Here is an 18,046-nt window from a genome sequence, read left to right as displayed (position 1 = left end):
GTTGTGCTCGACGAAACCGGTGATGCAAGACCGGACGCTACGCGAGGCGGGTGATCTCCACAACGACCTCGAGGTCGGTCGAGCCGCCACCGGAGAAGATCCCTTTCAATGGCGGCACATCGGCGTAGTCGCGGCCCACGCCGACCGAGACGTGCTGTTCGTTGACGGCGAGGTTGTTGGTCGGATCGAAACCCCACCAGCCCCCGGTCCACGCCTCGATCCAGGCGTGCGATTGTCCGGCGACCGTCACGCCGGTCTCGGCGGCGGGCGCGGGATGCAGGTAGCCGGAGACGTAGCGGCCGGGAATTCCCATGCTGCGCAACAAGACCAGCGTCAGGTGCGCGTAGTCCTGGCACACCCCTTTGCGTTCGGTGTAGGCCTCGACGGCCGAGGTGTGCACCGAGGTGCTGCCCGCCAGGTATTCCATGGTCTCGTGCACCCATTCCGCCGCCACCACAACGGCTTTGGCGGGCGAGCATTCGCGGGCGAAACGCTTGGCGACCGAGGCCAGCCCGCGGTCGCGCGGCACATACGCTGTCGGGGACAGCATTTCGTCGAAATGGTCGGCGATGCGTCCGGCCCGCAGGGTGTCCCAGTCGAGTTCGTGACAGGGGCCTGCGCAGGGCTCGGTCTCCACCACCGATGATCCGGTGACCTCGAGTTCGGTGTGCGGGGTGTGCAGGTCGAAAGCGGTGACGGCGGTGCCCCAGTAGTCGGTGTAGCGGTAGGAGCGGGCGGCGGGCGCGATCTCCACTCGATTCAGGATGACGTTCTGTCTGCTGTCGGCGCGCGGGGTGAGTCTGGCCTCGTTGAACGATCGGGTGACCGGCGCGTCGTAGACGTAGCCGGTGGTGTGCACGACCCTGACACGCCAGCTCATAGTGCTGCCCCCGCCCGCAGGTCGGTCCACGCCACCCAGGGCGCGGCATGGAAGTACTGCCGCGCGATGGCGGCCCCGACCTCGCGGCAAGTCCGCTGCAGGGCCGCCAAACGGTCCGGCAGCTGGTCCGAGAGCGCTTCCGGCGGTAGGAATTCGAGATCGCTGCGGGCGCGGCCGAGCAACCGCTGCGCCTCGTGCCGCCCGCTGGGCGGCTGCGCCAGTTCGGTCAGGCAGGTCTCGGCGACCGCGAACGAATGGAAGACCGAGCGCGGGAAAAGCCGGTCCAGCAACAGGAATTCGATGACCCGCGCGGCGTCGAGCAGTCCGCGATGGGTGCGCAGGTAGGTGTCGTGCGCGCCCGCCGAGCGCAGCACGCTCACCCACGCGGGCGCACCCGACCGGTCCCCCGACTGCGAAAGCAATAGGCGCACTGTCATATCCGCGCGTTCGATGGCACGGCCGAGCAAAAGGAATCGGTAACCGTCATCGCGGCTGAGGGTGCTGTCGGCGAGTCCGGCGAACATGGCGGCGCGGTCCTCGATGTAGCGGAAGAACTGGTGCGGGCCGAGGGTGCGGGCCGTCCGCTCGGCCGCGGCGAGCCCGTTGTAGGTGGCGTTGAGGCATTCCCACATCTCGCAGGAGGTGACCTCCCGCGCGCCCCTGGCATTCTCGCGGGCCTTGGCGATGGAATCGACGATCGAACCGCCGTGCGCACTGCCGAAGGCCACCAGTTCGGTGACCGACCAGATATCGAGCTCCCCGTGCGGCGGTTCGATTCCCAGGACCCGCAGCAGGATTCGGCAGGTGTGGTCCGGGTCGACGGTCGCGTCGGCCAGCAGTCGATGCACCGCGACGTCGAGCAGGCGCGCGGTGTCGTCGGCGCGTTCGACGTAACGTCCTATCCAGTAGAGGGATTCGGCATTGCGAGCCAGCACCGCGACACCTCCATCCTGGCCTGCTGCTGCTGTTCCTGTTGGCGATGCCGATCCGCCTGTGCCGCAGTCAATTCCCGCCCCAGCTCGCGCGCGGGTGACTGTGGCGGATCGCCCACCAGCCCGGCGGGTTCCGGTTGCGCGGCGGCCGAGGGTCCGGCCAGCACCCAGGTGTCCTTGCTCCCGCCGCCTTGACTGGAGTTGACCACCAGCGAACCGTCCGGCAGCGCGACCCTGGTCAAACCGCCGGGCAGCACCCAGATCCGGTCGCCGTCGTTGACCGCGAACGGCCGCAGATCCACATGCCTGGGCCGGACCTGGTCGCCGATCCGCGTCGGCACCGTGGACAACTGCACCACCGGCTGGGCCACCCAACCGCGCGGATCGGTCCGCACCTTGCGCCGAATCGCGGCCAGCTCACGGGGATTCGCGTCCGGCCCGATGACGATCCCGTAACCACCGGAACCCTCGACCGGTTTGATCACCAATTCGGCGACCCGATCGAGCACCTCGGCCCGCTCGTCGGCGAGCCAGCACCGATAGGTGTCGACATTGGGCAGTATCGGCCGCTCGCCGAGGTAGTACTCGATCAGCGTCGGGACGTAGGTGTAGATGAGTTTGTCGTCGCCGACACCGTTGCCGACCGCATTGGCCAGCACCACCGCGCCCGCCCGCGCGGCATTGAGCAGTCCGGCCACGCCGAGCACCGAATCCGGCCGGAACTGCATCGGATCGAGGAAGTCGTCATCGATGCGCCGATAGATGACGTCGACCTTGCGCTCCCCGGCCGTGGTCCGCATGTAGACGACATTGTCCCGGCAGCACAGGTCGCGTCCCTCCACCAGTTCCACACCCATCTGCCGGGCCAGCAGCGAATGCTCGAAGTAGGCGCAGTTGTGCACGCCGGGGGTGAGTACGACGACGGTCGGATCGGCGACGCCGGGGGCGGCGGCCGCGCGCAGCGCCCGCAACAGGTGGCTCGGATAGTCGTCGACGGGACGGACTCGGTGCGCGGCGAACAGATCGGGAAAGACCCGAGCCATGGTCCGCCGGTTCTCCATCACGTAGGAGACGCCGGACGGCGAGCGCAGGTTGTCCTCCAACACCCGGAATCCGCCCTGCTCGTCGCGGATCAGGTCGATACCCGCCACCTGGATGCGCACCCCGTTGGGCGGTGCGAGTCCGGCGGCCTGGCGGCGGAAGTGCGCGCAGGAGGTGATCAGCCTGCGCGGCAGCACCTCCTCGCGCAGCACGCGCTGTGCCCCGTAGAGATCGGCGAGGAACAGCTCCAATGCGGTGATCCGCTGGGCGATGCCGCGCTCGAGTACTGCCCACTCCGCCGCGGACAACACCCTGGGCACCAGATCCAGCGGGAACGGCCGCTCCCGACCGGACAGCGCGAAGGTGACGCCCTGGTCGATGAACGCGCGATCCAACGCGGCCGCGCGCCGGGTCAGCTCCGGCGCGGCCAATGGTGCGAGGGCGGCGTGGATACCGCGATAGGGCGGGCGGACCCGGCCACCCGCGTCGAAGACCTCGTCCCAGGCGTCGGCGAAGCGGCCGGGGCGGTAGCCCGCGAACAGGTCGACGTTGCCGGACGGTTGCGCAAGAGGCCGAATTGAGCGCTCCACGGTCCGCGGGCTTGACACCTGCGCGGTACGCAGCCTCGACACCGTCATACCGGAATCCTGCTATAAACAGCGCCGATGCCGGGCCGTTTCCGGTATCGTCCACCGATTCAGCGCGCGTTCGCGGGTCGATTCGGCATTCGATCGGCAAATGCGGACCGGTAGTGGGCGGCGCAGCCGATTTCAAGTTCCGACGCGGATCCTGGTAACCTCGAACCTCGGCATTGCGTTACCCCTATTCCGGGTGCGGCGCAAGCTCGCGAACTTCGTCAGCACCGTCCACTCAGCGACAGGAATCAGAGGATACAGGCGTGGCCAATATCAAGTCCCAGATGAAGCGGATCCGCACGAACGAGGCGGCGCGCAAGCGCAACCAGTCGGTCAAGTCGGCCCTGCGCACCGCGATCCGCAGCGTCCGGGAGTCCGTCGCCGCGGGCGACAAGGACACGGCCGCCGTGCGCCTGCAGTTCGCCAGCCGCAAGCTGGACAAGGCCGCCTCGAAGGGCGTCATCCACGCCAACCAGGCCGCCAACAAGAAGTCGGCCCTCTCCGTGGCCGTCAACAAGCTCTGACGCACCACCCTCGCATAGCCGCCGCGGCCTCGACGACCGCGGCGGTTTTTGTCGTGTCCACACCTCCCCCGGTCAACGGCCTGTTTTCGAATCCGGGTCGGACCTGTCACCCGAGCCGGTTACGATGCCGCGCATGGTTACCGTGTACGCCAATCAGACTGTGGTGCGAGCCGAGGATCTTCCGGACATCATCCGGGCGGCCGAGGTGTTGGGTTTCGGCCTGAAGATCGAGAACGTCATGGTTCCCGATGAGGACGGCAGCTACTCCCTGGAATGGATCGTCACCCGCGACGAAGAGGTTCCCCTGCACGAGGAGTGGGAGGGCCGCTACGACGAGTCGGACGACGCCGACGACATCGAACTAAACGCGGTGCTTGCCGGCGAGTAAGCGGGCAGGCAAACCTACGGCGCGGCGGCTGCCGCCAGGCGGTCCAATGCCGCCTGCGATTCGGCATCCGCCGCGCGGTAGATGATCAAACGCTGATCGGGATCCTGCAGGGGCATCAGCGCCTCGTAATTCACCACCAGCGGCCCGACCTGCGGATGCAGCATCGCTTTGCGACCGCGGCCCCGCGCGCGCACATCGTGCTGGCGCCACGCGACGGCGAATTCGCGACTGTGCGCCTGGAAGCCCGCCACCATATCGGCGAGCGCCTGATCATCCGGGTAGGCGGCCCATGCGGCCCGCAAGTCGGCGATGCCCTCCCGGATGATCTGGTCGCGATCCGGGTAGAACTCGCGCATATCCGGATGCAGCAGGCACAGCCACATCGTGTTGCGCTGCGATCCGGGCAGTTCGCCGAAGTCCAGCATCAGCCGCGCCATCTCCGGATTCCAGTCCAGGATGTCGTAACGGTGGTTGACCAGCATGGCGGGCAGCGGGCGCAGATCCTCGATCAGTCGCGTCAGGGCGGGCGCGGGTTCGGTGCTCGGCTTGTCGGCATCGGGTTGACGCTGCTGGGCCAGGTTGAACAGATACGCGCGCTCGGCGGTGCTCAGGCGCAGGGCCTCGGCCAGCGCCGCGAGAACCTCGACCGAGGGCCGCAGCCCGCGGCCCTGCTCGAGCCGCACCACATAGTCGGTGCTCACCCCGGCCAATTCGGCGACCTCTTCGCGGCGCAGTCCGGGCGTGCGCCGCGCGTGCCCGCGATCGGGCAACCCCACTTGGCCCGGTGTCAGACGCTCGCGCCGATCCCGTAGAAAGGCCGCCAACTCCCTGGTACGCAACTCGGTGGGTTGGCGCGCCGCCACCATTCCAGTCATCGCCTTCGATGATAGTTCGCGACTAGGACTGGCTTTCCCAGGAAGTTCCTTCCCTTACTGTCGCTGCGACCGCCACGCAGACTTGCTGTCGATCAATGGGATTCATCGACGGGAGTTGGACATGACCGAAGCGGGCACAAACGAGAAGCCAACCCTGGACACCTACCGGCTGCTCGGCCGCTCGGGTCTGCGGGTATCGCCGATGTCGCTCGGCACCATGACCTTCGGCTCCGACTGGGGCTGGGGCGCGGAGCGCGACGAGTCGCGCAAGATCTTCGACACCTATGTCGGGCAGGGCGGAAACTTCATCGATACCGCCAGCCAGTACACCAACGGCAGCTCCGAGCGGCTGCTCGGCGAATTCAGCAAGGGCATCCGCGAAAGCCTCGTCCTCGCCACCAAATACACCATGCTGCGCCGCCCCGGCGACCCCAACTCCGGCGGCAACCACCGCAAGAGCATGTTCGCCTCGGTCGAGGAGAGCCTGCGCCGCCTCGACACCGACTACCTCGACCTGCTGTACCTGCACGTCTGGGATTCCACCACCCCGGTCGAGGAGATCCTGCGCGGACTCGACGATCTGGTGCGCCAGGGCAAGGTGCTCTACGTCGGCATCTCCGACACGCCCGCCTGGCAGGTCGCGCGCATGCAGACCCTGGCCGAGCTGCGCGGCTGGTCGCCGCTCATCGCCCTGCAAATCGAGTACAGCCTGGTCGAACGGACCGTGGAACGCGACCTGGTGCCGATGGCGCGGGAACTCGGACTCGGCGTCATCCCGTGGTCACCGCTGGCCAGCGGGGTGCTCGCGGGCAAGTACACCCGCGCCGACCTGGGATCCCAAGCCGAGGGTTCGCCGGAGGGCACCCGCAAGAATGTCGCCGCGGCGAGCGGAGCGCTCACCGAGCGGGCGCTCACCATCGCCGACACCGTGAAGGAGGTCGCCGCGGAATTGGGGCGGACACCGTCGCAGGTGGCGCTGGCCTGGGTGCTGCGCAAGCCGGGTGTCACCGCGCCGATCATCGGGGCGCGGACGGCCGCGCAGTTGACCGATAACCTCGGGGCGCTCGAGGTGGAATTCTCCGACGATCAGCTGGCTCGGCTGGAGCAGGTCAGTGCGATCGAATTGGGATTCCCGCACGACATGATCGCGCGTCCGATGACGCAGACCGTCGCGTTCGGCGGGTTGACGATTCAACGCCGCTGAGAAAGCCGCGGCGATTCAGTTCACGCAGGGGACCGAGCTCCCGGTGATCGTCGTCTCGACCGGTTTGCCGCTGTCCGGGATCGGGGTGGTCGAGGTGCCCGGTGTGCCGCTCGGCATCGTGGTCAAGGTCGAACCGTCCGAGCTCGCGTCGCCATCGGAGATATTCGGGGTCGAAGTGGCGGGCGTCGTCGGGGACACCGCCATCCCGAAGGCCGACTGCACCTCCCGGCGGATGGCGACCGGGTCGACGATATTGACGTCCTGACCGTTGACGACGTCATAGCGCAGCACGGGCAGGGTGCGGAATTCGACGGTCGGACTGTCGGCCGAGCCGAGGGTGCGGACGAAATCGGTGGCATTCCAGCCGTCGGAGAGCACGATATTGCGGTGCGCGACATCCATGAGCGCCGAAAGTTTGCGCACATCGGTCAGCGTGCCCGAACTCTTCAGCTCATTGGCCACCGAGGTGAGAAACGCCTGCTGGCGGTGGGTGCGGTCCAGATCGCCATTCTCCAGGCCGTGCCGCTGCCGGACGAAGGCCAGTGCTTGCGCCGGATCCAGCCGCTGCCGTCCGGCCGGGAAATCGGCGCCCGAGTACTCGAGGTCCTGTACGGCATGATTGAGGCACACCTCGACACCGCCGAGCGCATTGGCGAGATCGTAGAAACCGCCGAGAGTGACCTCGGCGAAGCGGTCGATGGGGACACCGGTGAGGTCGCGCACCGCCTGCACGATGGAGGCGCGACCCGCCTCCCGGCCCGCGTGTTCGAGCGTGGCCTGATCGGTGACGCCCTGGTTGATCATGCGGTCCTGGACGGCGGCCTTCTTCAGGCCGTACGCCTCTTTGATCTTGGCCTTGCCATAGCCGGGAATTCCGGTCACCCGAACATAGTCGTCGCGCGGAATCGATACGGCGACAATGTTTTTCATATCGGCCGGGATATGCACCAGGATGAGGGTGTTGGCGTTGTAACCGCCTTCCTCACCGTCGCCCGCGTGCAACTGGGACAGGATCTCCGGGGGAAGATTGTCGCCGTTCTGGTCTTTTCGGGTATCGAGGCCGACGAGCAGGATATTCAGGTCGTCGCCGAGCGAGCGCGGGGCGTCATCGGCCAGGGCCGAGGAGCGACCGAATCCGCTGTCGAAACTCCCGGCCGCCGCCCAACCCACGGCCGTCGCGGCCAGCACCGCCACCGACAGCGCGCCCGCGCACACCTTCACCGCGGTGCGCCCGATCCGCTGCCGCGCTCGACGGCGATGGACGCCGCGCACCCGCCGATGCCGGGCACGCGCTCGCTCCGATGCGATGCGATGTTTCGTTTGCTCGTTCATAACCAGTTCCCAGTTTGCCTGGATGAACCGGTTCGCCGAGGTATCGAGTGATAGATATCTCCTGGTCAGCCCGCTGCATGCAGGTCCAGCAGCCGCATGAGGGCATATTCCAGGGCGTAGCTCGAATCGGCCGCGCCGCCCTTAACATCGGCATTGAGGGTGGCGACCACCTGGAGTGCCGAACCGATCGTGGTCGGGGTCCAACCGCGCATCTGCTGCTGGGCCTTCTTCACCTTCCACGGCGGCATACCCAGGTCGGAGGCCAGTTTGAACGGATCGCCGCGACCGGCCGAACCCACCTTGGCGATGGTGTGCACGGCGTCGGCCAGGGCGTCGGCCAGCAGCACGTGCGCGACACCGCGATCATTGGCCCAGCGCAGCGCCTCCATCGCGGCGGGGCGGTCGCCCGCCACCGCGAAGTCGGCCACATCGAAGCCGGAGACCTCCGCCTTGCCGGAGTAGTAGCGGCGCACCGCCGCCACATCCACCTTGCCGCCGGTGTCGGCAACCAACTGTGAGCAGGCCGCCGCCAGTTCCCGCAGGTCGGAGCCGACCGACTCCAGCAGCGCCTGCACCACCTCGCCGGATACCCGCACGCCCGCGGTGCGGAACTCGGCGCGTACGAACTCCGCCCGCTCCCCGGACTTGGTCAGCTTGGCGCAGCTGTGCACCTGCGCACCGGACTTCTGCAACGCGGGGGCCAACGCCTTGGCCCGCCCACCCCCGGAATGCAGCACCACGAGCACCACCCCCGTGGGCGGATCCGCCGCGGCGGCGGTGATCACCCCGACCGCCTCCTTGCCCGCCTCCGCCGCCGACTCCAGCACGATCACCCGGTCCTCGGCGAACAGCGAGGGACTCAGCAGTTCGGACAACTCCGCGGTGCTCGCATCCCCCGCGCGCAGCCGATCCACCGGGACCGCCTCCGGATCCGGGGCCACGGCCCGCACCTCCGCCGTGATCTCCGCGATCGCCCGCTCGATCAGCAACTCTTCTTCCCCGAGGACGAGATGCACGGGTGTCAGGGTTTCGGCCACCCCGCGATCCTACGATCCGCCGCCGACACCTCGGGATCAGTGGGCACGGTCGCGCCGGTGGGCGGTGAGCGTACGCAGGTGCGGACCGGCGGTGGCGACCAGGATGTCGCCCTGGCGGTCGGTGCGGGCGACCGCGGCGCCCAGCCCCGCGAGTTGGGCAAGTATGGCCGGATTGGGGTGGCCGAAGGTGTTGTCCGCGCCGACACTGACCAGGGCCAGGCGCGGGTGGACGGCCTCGAGGAATTCCGGGGCGGTGGTGCGCGAGCCGTGGTGCGGGACCTTCAGGATGTCGGCACGGACCAGTGCTCCGGAACGGAGCAGGGCGCGCTGGGCATCGGCCTCCGCATCGCCGGTGAACAGGATGCGGGTGGTGGCAGTGGTGGCGGTGAGAATGATCGACCTGTTGTTGGCCTCGTCATTGGGTAGGGGTTGGGTCGGGCGGCGGCCGGAGTCGATCGGTGCGAGTATGTCCAATTCGACTGTGCCGAAGCGAAATACCTCGCCCGCCGCCAGTTCGATGAGGGGTATGCGCCCGGCGTGGGCGAGGGCGATCACGGTGCGGATATCGCCGGATTCGCCGTGACCTCCCGATGCTGCGTGCGAAACACCGTGTGCTGCCCGATGATTCGCCGGCCGCGGCGCCTCCGCGACGAGTTCGCCCGGCCCGACCGCGATGGCCGCGACCGCACGCCCCTGCAGCGCGCCCGCGAGTCCGCCGATGTGATCGGCATGCGGATGCGACAGGATCAACAGCGGAATCGTGTTGATGCCCAGGCGATCCAGACAGGCGCGCATGGCGCGGGGCTCGGGTCCGACATCGACCACGATCGCACTCCCCCTGGCCACGGCCAGCACGAAGCCATCACCCTGCCCCACATCACAGGCCGCCACGATCCAGCCCGAAGTCGGCCACCCCGGATGCCAGAGCCGGACCGGGATCAGCACCGCGCCGAACCCGATGGCGACGACGGCCGCGATCCGCCGCACCCGCCGGGACCGCAGCCCGATCACGCCGACGGCAAGCAACGCGGCGGCCGCGAGACCACCGGCCGCCCCACCGGGAACGGTGATCTCCGCACCGGGCACGGCCGCGAGGCGTTCGGCGACGGCGCACAGCCACCACACGAACGGCTTCGCACACCACAGCACCAGTTCCGCTCCCGGCATCCAGAACACGGCGAGCACCGCGCCGAGCACACCGAGGACGGTGATCGGCCCGATCACCGGTTCCACCAGGACATTCGCCAGGATCGACACCACACTGATCCGCCCCGACAGTGCGATCAGCAAGGGCGTCGTCACCACGAACGCCGCCACGGCGACCGCCAGCGCCTCCGCGGGTCTGCGCCAGCACCCGCGCGCCCGCAACCAGTCCGCCCAACTGGGTGCCAGCAGAATCAACCCCGCCGTGGCCAGCACCGACAGCGCGAACCCGGCTCGCACCGCCAATTCCGGCCACACCGCCAACAAACCGATCACCGCCGTGCACAGCGCGGGCAGCGCCTGCTTGCGCCGACCCGTCAGCAACGCCAGGAGCGTCACCGCGCCCATGGCCGCCGCCCGCAACACACTCGGATCCGGCCGCGCGACCACCACGAACAACAGCAGCACCACCGCCGCGAGCACCACACTCGTCCGCGGACCGAGCGTGAGGAATCGGGTCACGCAGAGCACCGCCGCCAGCAACAGCGTGAAATTCGCACCGCTGACCACCAGCAAGTGCTCGAGTCCGGCGATCTCGAAATCCTGCTCCACCTGTTCCGGCAGCTTCGAGGTATCCCCCGCGACCAGGGCGGGCACCACACCCGCCGCATCCGGTGACAGCGCGCCCGCCGCCGCATCCGATAGACGCCGGCGCACCACCCCGGCCACGCCCTGCCACCACGGCAACTCACCTGCCACCTCCGGCGGTCCGGAAGCGAACAGGGTCGCGACCGTAAGATCATGCCGCCGCGGCGATTCCACCCGCGCCCGCACCGCCACCGGCCGCCCCGGCAGCACCTGCGCCCACTGAGCCCCGGACGCGAGCACCACGACCGCACCGCCCGCCCCCGTATCCACGCCACCGCGCCGATACGAACGCAACTCCGCCCGCACCACCCACCGCTCGCCCCCGAATGCCTTGGCCCGCACCGCCTTCGGGTCGCCGGTCGGCGTCAGCACCACCTGTGCCGTCTGCCCCGCCACCGCCCGCAGCGGATGCGCCGACACCCGATACTCCCGCCAGGCCGCCGCCACCGCGAACCCGGCACCGATCACCACACCCCCGAGCGCCACCACGGCGACCACCCGCACCCGCTCCCGGCGATGCGCCACAGCCCACAGCAGCAGCACCCACAGCCCGATCGCCGCCACCACCAGCCCACCCGCCACCAGCGCCCCGACGCGCCACCCCGACACCAGGGCCGCGATCGTCGCCAGCCAACATCCCACCGCCGCAGGCAACAACCGCCCATCCAGCGCCACCGCGTCCTCGCCCTCGACCACCCGCCGATCCACATCGCCGACCCCTTCGATTCCACTCACACCCCACCCCGCGCACTCATACGCTCACCAGGTCGCGCAGGCGGGCGAATTTGGCCGGACCTATCCCGTCGATTTCGGTCAGTTGAGCCGCATCGGTGAACGCGCCATGGGCGGTGCGCCAGGTGAGGATCGCGCGAGCTGTCACCGGGCCGATGCCGGGAAGGGCATCGAGTTCGGATTCGGAGGCGGTATTGAGATTGACGCGGGCGGCGGGGCTGTGCGGTGTGCCCGGCTTCGGCGGGGCGTGGCCGCCTGCGGCGACGGTGGTGCTGCCCGGCTTTGTCGGGGTTGGGCCGGGTGGACCGATGACGATCTGGTCGCCGTCCTGGAGGCGCTGGGCGAGGTTGAGGCCGGAGAGGTCGGCCTCGGGTCCGGTGCCGCCTGCCGCTGTCAGGGCATCGGCGACCCGCGAGCCTGCGGGCAGGTGCAGCAGGCCGCCACGAGGCACCAAGCCGATAACACTGATGACGAGTTCCGGCACGGGCGCGGTATCCGGTGTCTTCGGCGCACCGCTCGCTCCCGTGTGTCCCGCTGCGGGGCCGGGACTCGCGGACTTCGCCTGGCTCGTCGGTGTCACCGCGTGCGCGACCGGCACCGGAACCGACTGCGCGACCGGCCGATCGCGCAGCACGAGCACCACCGCGACGAGCACGGCCGCCAAACCGAGTGCCGCCAGCGTCGCCACCCCACGATGCCCCGGATCGAGTCGGGTGCCCCGAAATCGCTCCGGCACCAACCGATCCCGCCATCCCTCGGACCGGACCGGTTCATCCAGCCACGGCGGAACTGCCGCGACCTGCCCATCCCGACCGGCGCGACGAACTCCCGCCCCTGACGGAAACCGCTCGAGATCCCAGTTCCCGGAACCGGATTCCACGGAATCGGCCCCGATCTGCCGACTGCGACTCGCAGGCGCCGCGCCCCGGAGCCGATCGCCGCGTCCCGAATCTCCCCCGCCGGAACGGAACCCGCTGATCGGCGAGCCGGGTGCCACGACCGACCGCGCACCCGGCCGCGCCGCACCCTTCGCGGCCACCGGACCACGGCGCTCGGGCTTGGCCTCCGGCCGCCCTTCCTCGGCCGGTGGGCGCGCCTGCCGCCGAACGCCACCGGGCAGCCCCGTCCCCGAGGCGCGACCCGCTGTCACATCCCGTTGCAGCGTCCCGAGTCGGCGCCGGATTCGCTCGCGTTCGTCATGTCGTGGCATGGCGTCGACGCTAGGCGGCGCACGCTACGGAATCGGCGGCCCGACCAGGCGATTCGACAAGCCCGGGGATCGTGCCCGAATGTGTGGATAAGCGGAACTATCCGCATCCGCCCGGCACGACCAACACGCCCACCGCGCCCGTTCCGAGATGCACCCCGAGTGTCGGCCCGAATTCGCCGACGATGAGTTCCCGCACAGCGGGAACCAGCTCCCGTAATTGTCCGGCGACGGTCTCGGCGGCCTCGGGCGCGCCGAGATGTTGCACACCGACGGCCGCACCTTCCTCGCCCGCGGCATCCACCGCCGCCGCAACGAGTTTCGCGTACGCCTTGGCGCGGGTGCGCACCTTCTCGCGCAGCTCCAGCCGGCCCGCCACCATCTGCAGCAGCGGTTTGGTGACCAGTTCGCTGCCGAAAAAGGCTGCGGCACTGCTCAATCGGCCGCCCTTGCGGAGTTGTTCGGTGCGATTGACGAGGATGAACGACCGTGCCCGCCCTGCCGCGGCGACCGCCGCGTCGTAGACGATGTCGAGCGGGCTTCCGCCCCGCGCCCGGCGCGCCGCCGCCAGTACGGGCAGCCCGGTGCCCAGACCCGCGCTGAGCGAATCCACCAGGCGCACCTTGTCGGCGGCGTCCATATCGCGCACGGCCTGTCGACCGGATTCCCAGGTGCCGGAGAGTTGACGCGAAATATGGACGGCCACAACACCATCCCCGCCGCTGCGCCGCAGGGCCGCCTCATAGACCTCGCGCATCTCCCCCGATGACGCGCCGGAGGTGGTCACGGTGTCGGCGCAATAGTCGATCTCCATCCGGTCCACACCCTCGCGGATGGCCCGGTCGCCGATGAGCACATGCAGCGGGACGACGGCGATACCCAGCTCGTCGACCATGTCGGCGGGCAGGCAGGCAGCGGAGTCGGTGACCACCACGACGGCCACCTACCCGACCTCCTGCAGGGCTTTCGTCATGGCCCTGGCCACTTCGACGTGTGCCGGGAATCCCCAGTGGATGCCGTCGGGATTGCCCTGTCCGGACATGACGTTCTCGCGGACCGCCGCTGCCAGGTCGACCAGCGGAACATCATGGGCCGCAGACCATTTCCGCAGGGCCCGCACCGCCGGTTCCCGGCCGGTGTGCACCAGCCCGTACGCATCGCAGCGGTGCACCGAGGGCAGCACGCCGAGCACGGGTAGTTCGGGCCGCAACTGCGCCAACGCATTTCGCGACTGCTCCAGATAGTCGACGCTGACGTGCGGTGGCAGCGCTACGGGCCGACCGAGTTTCGACAACCTGGGCTGGAGCCAGTTGTAGGTTTCGCGAACTCCCCTGCGCACCAACGGCGGACGGACATAGCGGATCAATTCGCGCAGCGCGGTGGGCAGCGGCGAGGGCAGCGTGTCCATCCCGCCGACGGCGAAGACCACCGCGCCCGCGCGCGGCACCGCCGCCCATACCCGTGGGTCGCCGATGAGCGCCCAGTACGCGTCTCGGCAGGTCCAGCCGATCCGCGCGACCAGTTCGACATCCCAATCCAGTTCGGCCGCGACGAGATTGGGCCAGATGCGGGGATCGTCGGCGGGCAGGCCGCCTTTCGGGCCGAAGTAGGACAGCGAATCGGCGATCACCAGCAGTGCGGGGCGCGAATTCGCGGCGACGCCGTCCTCAGAGGACATCCGGCGCCACCTTCGCCGCCGCGTTCCACACATCCAGCCGCCAGCCGGGCCGGTCGATAGTCGGGCCGTGACCGCTGAGCTGCACCCAACTCGCATTGGCCAGTCCGCCGAGACAGGGCCAGTTGGCGGGTGGCAGGTCGAGCAGCGCGGCCGTGAGCGCGGCGATCAAACCACCGTGCGCCACCAGGATGATGGTGTGGCCCGGCCAATCCTGCCGCTCGGCATAGAGTTCGCGTACCACGGGCAGCGCGCGGGCGCCGACCTCGAGTTTGCTCTCCCCGCCGGGCGGCACATAGTCGGCGTTGAGCCGCCATTCGGCGCGCGCGCCGGGATATTCGGCATCGACCTCGCGGTGGTTGAGCCCCTCCCAGCGGCCCAGGCTCGTTTCGCGCAGCCTGGGATCGGACCGCACCGTCAGGGCCGTGTGGTCGGCGAGGGCGACGGCCGTGTCGTAGGCGCGGCGCAGATCCGAGGACACGATGGCGATGGCCTTGCGTGAAACCAGTTCCCGCGCCGCCTCTTTGGCCTGGTGTCGACCGAGTTCGGTGAGATCGGTGTCGATCCGGCCCTGCATCCGGTCCACCGCGTTCCACTCGGTCTGCCCGTGCCGCAGCAGGATCAGCGTGCGCACACCGGCGTACTTGCTCACCGGGCGCCTTCCGCGTCCGTCCCCGCGTCGCGCGGATCACCGATGCCCTCGACCGGCACCACCGGGCAGTCCTTCCAGAGTCGTTCCAGCGCATAGAAATTGCGCTCGTCGCTGTGCTGGATGTGCACCACCACGTCGACGTAGTCCAGCAGCGCCCAGCGGCCCTCGCGGGTGCCCTCGCGGCGCACCGGCTTGTGTCCGACGGCACGCAACCGCTCCTCGACATTGTCGACGATCGCATTGACCTGACGCTCGTTGGGCGCGGAGGCGATGACGAAGCAATCGGTGATCACCAGTTGCTCGGAGACGTCGAGCACCACGACATCGGAGGCGAGCTTCTCATCCGCCGCGCGCGCGGCGACCTGTGCGATCTCCACCGATTCCACCGACGCACTCATAAACCAACCTTCCGATCCTCGGGCACGTACAGGTGCCGCTTCGATATGTACTGCACCACGCCGTCCGGGACGAGGTACCACACCGGCCGGTTCTCGGCGGCACGGCGGCGGCATTCGCTCGACGAGATGGCCAGCGCCGGGATCTCGATCATGGTCACCGCATCGGCGGGAAGATCGCGCAGATGTTCCTCGAGATGATCGGTGTTCAGCTCATATCCGGGACGGCTCACCCCGACGAACTTGGCCAGGTCGAACAGTTCCGCCCAATCGTGCCATGTCAGGATGTTGGCCAGCGCGTCAGCTCCGGTGATGAAGAAGAGTTGGGCGTCGGGATTGGCGTACTGCATCTCGCGCAGCGTGTCCACGGTGTAGGTGTCCTTGCCCCGGTCGATATCGGCGCGGCTGACCGAGAAGCGCGGATTGGACGCGGTCGCGATCACGGTCATCAGGTAGCGGTCCTCGGCCGGACTCACCGCCTTGCCCGATTTCTGCCACGGTTCGCCCGTCGGGACGAAGATCACCTCGTCGAGGTCGAATCTGTTGGCGACCTCGCTGGCCGCGACCAGATGGCCGTGATGGATCGGATCGAAGGTGCCGCCCATCACCCCCAGCTTGCGTCGACGCCGACCGTTCTCCTGCATAATGGCCGAGCTTAGTGGGTTGTCCGAGTCCCGTCGGGAGCGGTGAGCTGTCACACAGTCGGGGGCGCGAGACCATCCAGTTCACGCATCCGGCCCAGTTGTTCGCGGGTCAGCGCGAGTTCCGCCGCCGCGGCCGCATCCTCGGGTTCGGCGAGTGCGGCCAGCGCGGCCGCCATGGTGTCCAGCCATGGACGTTCGGCACTGTCCGGCGAGCCGGTGCGCCCCCGCACGGTCGAGGGCGCGGCCCCCTGTTCCACCAGCCACCGCTGCATCCACGCCGCCGAGCGCAGGCAGCGGGCGCGTCGCACCCGCAGCCCGGCCCGACCGAAGAGCTTGGCCGCGTGCAGGTAGGCGGCCAGCGCGCGCCGATCCTGCTCGCACGCGTCCAATGCCGCCGCGGCCGACCAGGCAAGTTCGGCGCGCAACCGGATGCGGGCGGGTTCGGCGCGCACCAATCCGAAGGCGAGGACGAACTGCTCGACCGCCTCCCGATGTCGATCCAGCGCGCGTAGCGAATCGCCGAATTCGCCGCGAACCACGGCCAATTCCGAATCGGGATAGGGAATATCGGGTTCGGCCAACGCCTGTTCGAACAGTGCGGCGGCCTCCCCGTGCGCACTCACCCGGTGCAGCGCTCGTGCCGCGATCAGCGTGTGGTGCACCGCGTCGGCCGCCGAGATATCCTCCCACCTGGCCGCGGCCTGCAGTGCGGCCTCCGCGAGTCGACCCTCCCGGCCGGGTCGGCTCGAGATCGCGCTCACCAGTTGGGCGCTGAGCCGTGCGGTGTGCTCGGCGGGCAGCACCTGCGCGCCCACCGAAAGTGCCTGCCGCAGTTGATCTTCCGCCGCGTCGGGTGAGTCGGCGAGCAGCGCCGCGCCGAGGTCGGCCATGCGGTGCGCGGCCGCGACCGCGGCGGGATCGTGTTCGATATCGGATTCCGCTCCCCGGCTCGGAAATCCGCCGTGCAAGCCCAGAGGTATCCGCTGATCCAGAGGTCGCCGCGCCAAGCGACGTGCCACCCGACCGCTGACCGCGCCGTTCCCATTGCGTGCGTCGGCCGCCGCGCACAATCGCGCAATCTCCGAATCCAACTCCGCCAGTAGTGATTCCACGGTCGAGACCCCGACGGGCAACCCACCGCGTCCCTGGGCGTCGACTTGGCGCAACAGGACACACACCCCGGTGATGAAGCCCAGCCGATCGGCCGCTCCGAAACCGCGGTCACCCAGCCAATCGACGTGTGCGGCAAGGATTTCCATCCCACGCGCTGGGTTTCCGGACAACACGCAGAACTCGATGTGCTCCCCCACCGCGGACCGCAGACCCGAATCGCGCCGCACCAGCGGATACCCGACCAGATGCGCCCGCCGCGCCGCAACCGCATCACCCGTGCGCACCAGCGGAATCAAGGCACGAGCGTAAACCCGGTGCGGCTCGTGCAGACAATCGAAGTCACCGTCGAGCACGGGCCGCCACTGTGCCAACGCCAACGCGTCCGCACCGAAAATCGCACTGCCGGTGCCCCATTCGCTGTGCTCGCAGGCGAGGCAATCGGCCATCCGATCGCGCGGCGCCGCCGTCGCGGCATCGAGCAGGGCACGGGTGGCGCCCGCGTCACCGAGTTCGCGGGCCAACCGGGCGCGCAGCGCCAACACCGGACGCGGACTGTATCCCCGGTCCCGATAACGCGATTCGATCTGATCCAACCAATGCCGCACCGTCGTCAGCGAAACGGTGGGATCGTCGATCAGGCCGATCGCCAACCACTTCAGCGACCAGTGGATCGCGTCGGACATCGACCCCAGTTCGTATTCGTCGTGGATCCGCAACAGCCTCGTATAGGCGGCCAACCCCGAATTCCCGCCGCCACCAAAGGTATACGCCTCGACCAGCGCGAGCAGCACCTCCGCCGCCGACCGAGGCTCGAGTCCGGCGACCTCGGCCAGCGCCTCGAGCGATTCGATCCGCCCGCGCCCGCGCGGCATCGTGCGGCAGCGCGCCAATTCGCCCGCGATATCCTCGGAGTCGATCGCAGTCTCGTTCATCGCCGCCATCCCCCATCGCCGTGCCCCATTGCGCGGCCGTAACTCTCGCCGCGGGCG

17 protein-coding genes are annotated in these 18,046 nt (G+C 69.0%); 3 read left to right on the top strand and 14 right to left on the bottom strand.

Annotated features, from left to right (window positions below; genetic code table 11):
• Nucleotides 1-37 precede the first annotated feature (37 nt).
• The 3 genes from D5S18_RS28770 to D5S18_RS28760 are packed head-to-tail and all read right to left on the bottom strand — an operon-like array spanning nt 38 to nt 3,491.
• Nucleotides 38-880, bottom strand: a complete 843-nt coding sequence (locus D5S18_RS28770) for a transglutaminase family protein (protein ID WP_120044253.1) — start codon at nt 878-880, stop codon at nt 38-40.
• A complete protein-coding gene (locus tag D5S18_RS28765; RefSeq protein ID WP_120044252.1) occupies nt 877-1,815 on the bottom strand; it encodes an alpha-E domain-containing protein in 939 nt (312 codons plus the stop codon). The genes D5S18_RS28770 and D5S18_RS28765 overlap by 4 nt, the downstream gene beginning before the upstream one ends.
• Entirely contained in the window at nt 1,779-3,491 is a 1,713-nt protein-coding gene (locus D5S18_RS28760; RefSeq protein ID WP_120044251.1) for a circularly permuted type 2 ATP-grasp protein, read from the bottom strand. Before D5S18_RS28760 ends, D5S18_RS28765 begins: the two co-directional genes overlap by 37 nt.
• A gap of 260 nt (nt 3,492-3,751) precedes the next feature.
• On the opposite strand from D5S18_RS28760, the gene rpsT reads away from it, so the two are divergent.
• The gene (gene rpsT, locus D5S18_RS28755; RefSeq protein ID WP_120044250.1) at nt 3,752-4,012 is read left to right on the top strand and encodes a 30S ribosomal protein S20; all 261 of its coding nucleotides are present in this window, start codon (nt 3,752-3,754) and stop codon (nt 4,010-4,012) included.
• A gap of 133 nt (nt 4,013-4,145) precedes the next feature.
• On the top strand, nt 4,146-4,400 hold the full coding sequence (locus D5S18_RS28750; protein ID WP_120044506.1) for a hypothetical protein: 255 nt from the start codon (nt 4,146-4,148) through the stop codon (nt 4,398-4,400).
• A gap of 14 nt (nt 4,401-4,414) precedes the next feature.
• Here the strand turns inward: D5S18_RS28750 and D5S18_RS28745 are convergent, their stop codons facing one another.
• On the bottom strand, nt 4,415-5,275 hold the full coding sequence (locus tag D5S18_RS28745; protein WP_239004060.1) for a helix-turn-helix transcriptional regulator: 861 nt from the start codon (nt 5,273-5,275) through the stop codon (nt 4,415-4,417).
• Between the two features lie 121 nt (nt 5,276-5,396).
• On the opposite strand from D5S18_RS28745, the gene D5S18_RS28740 reads away from it, so the two are divergent.
• Nucleotides 5,397-6,479 (top strand): aldo/keto reductase, encoded by a 1,083-nt coding sequence (locus tag D5S18_RS28740; protein ID WP_120044248.1) that lies wholly within the window; start codon nt 5,397-5,399, stop codon nt 6,477-6,479.
• 15 nt (nt 6,480-6,494) lie between these two features.
• Here D5S18_RS28740 and D5S18_RS28735 read toward each other — a convergent pair whose 3' ends face one another.
• From D5S18_RS28735 to D5S18_RS28690, 10 genes are all read right to left on the bottom strand, one after another.
• On the bottom strand, nt 6,495-7,811 hold the full coding sequence (locus D5S18_RS28735) for an LCP family protein (RefSeq protein ID WP_120044247.1): 1,317 nt from the start codon (nt 7,809-7,811) through the stop codon (nt 6,495-6,497).
• A 65-nt stretch (nt 7,812-7,876) separates the two neighbouring features.
• Nucleotides 7,877-8,848: a DNA polymerase III subunit delta gene (gene holA / locus D5S18_RS28730; protein WP_120044246.1), complete on the bottom strand. Its 972-nt coding sequence runs from the start codon at nt 8,846-8,848 to the stop codon at nt 7,877-7,879.
• Nucleotides 8,849-8,884: 36 nt separating this feature from the next.
• On the bottom strand, nt 8,885-11,374 hold the full coding sequence (locus D5S18_RS28725; protein ID WP_282434903.1) for a ComEC/Rec2 family competence protein: 2,490 nt from the start codon (nt 11,372-11,374) through the stop codon (nt 8,885-8,887).
• 16 nt (nt 11,375-11,390) lie between these two features.
• A complete protein-coding gene (locus D5S18_RS35475; RefSeq protein ID WP_203236962.1) occupies nt 11,391-12,581 on the bottom strand; it encodes a ComEA family DNA-binding protein in 1,191 nt (396 codons plus the stop codon).
• 97 nt (nt 12,582-12,678) lie between these two features.
• Nucleotides 12,679-13,521, bottom strand: a complete 843-nt coding sequence (locus tag D5S18_RS28715) for a DegV family protein (protein WP_120044245.1) — start codon at nt 13,519-13,521, stop codon at nt 12,679-12,681.
• On the bottom strand, nt 13,522-14,256 hold the full coding sequence (octT, locus tag D5S18_RS28710) for a diglucosylglycerate octanoyltransferase (protein ID WP_120044244.1): 735 nt from the start codon (nt 14,254-14,256) through the stop codon (nt 13,522-13,524). It lies immediately after the preceding gene.
• Nucleotides 14,246-14,905 carry a histidine phosphatase family protein gene (locus D5S18_RS28705; protein WP_120044243.1) on the bottom strand — a complete coding sequence of 220 codons (660 nt, stop codon included), beginning with the start codon at nt 14,903-14,905 and terminating at the stop codon, nt 14,246-14,248. The genes octT and D5S18_RS28705 overlap by 11 nt, the downstream gene beginning before the upstream one ends.
• Nucleotides 14,902-15,303, bottom strand: coding sequence for a ribosome silencing factor (gene rsfS, locus D5S18_RS28700; RefSeq protein ID WP_120044242.1), 402 nt, complete (start codon nt 15,301-15,303; stop codon nt 14,902-14,904). The genes D5S18_RS28705 and rsfS overlap by 4 nt, the downstream gene beginning before the upstream one ends.
• A complete protein-coding gene (gene nadD, locus D5S18_RS28695; RefSeq protein ID WP_120044241.1) occupies nt 15,300-15,944 on the bottom strand; it encodes a nicotinate-nucleotide adenylyltransferase in 645 nt (214 codons plus the stop codon). Before nadD ends, rsfS begins: the two co-directional genes overlap by 4 nt.
• Nucleotides 15,945-15,994: 50 nt before the next feature.
• Entirely contained in the window at nt 15,995-17,989 is a 1,995-nt protein-coding gene (locus tag D5S18_RS28690; protein ID WP_120044503.1) for a hypothetical protein, read from the bottom strand.
• Nucleotides 17,990-18,046: the final 57 nt, after the last annotated feature.

Origin of the sequence: Nocardia panacis, from assembly GCF_003598715.1 — a bacterium.
Classification (GTDB): domain Bacteria; phylum Actinomycetota; class Actinomycetes; order Mycobacteriales; family Mycobacteriaceae; genus Nocardia; species Nocardia panacis.
This window is presented reverse-complemented; position numbering and strand designations above follow the sequence as displayed.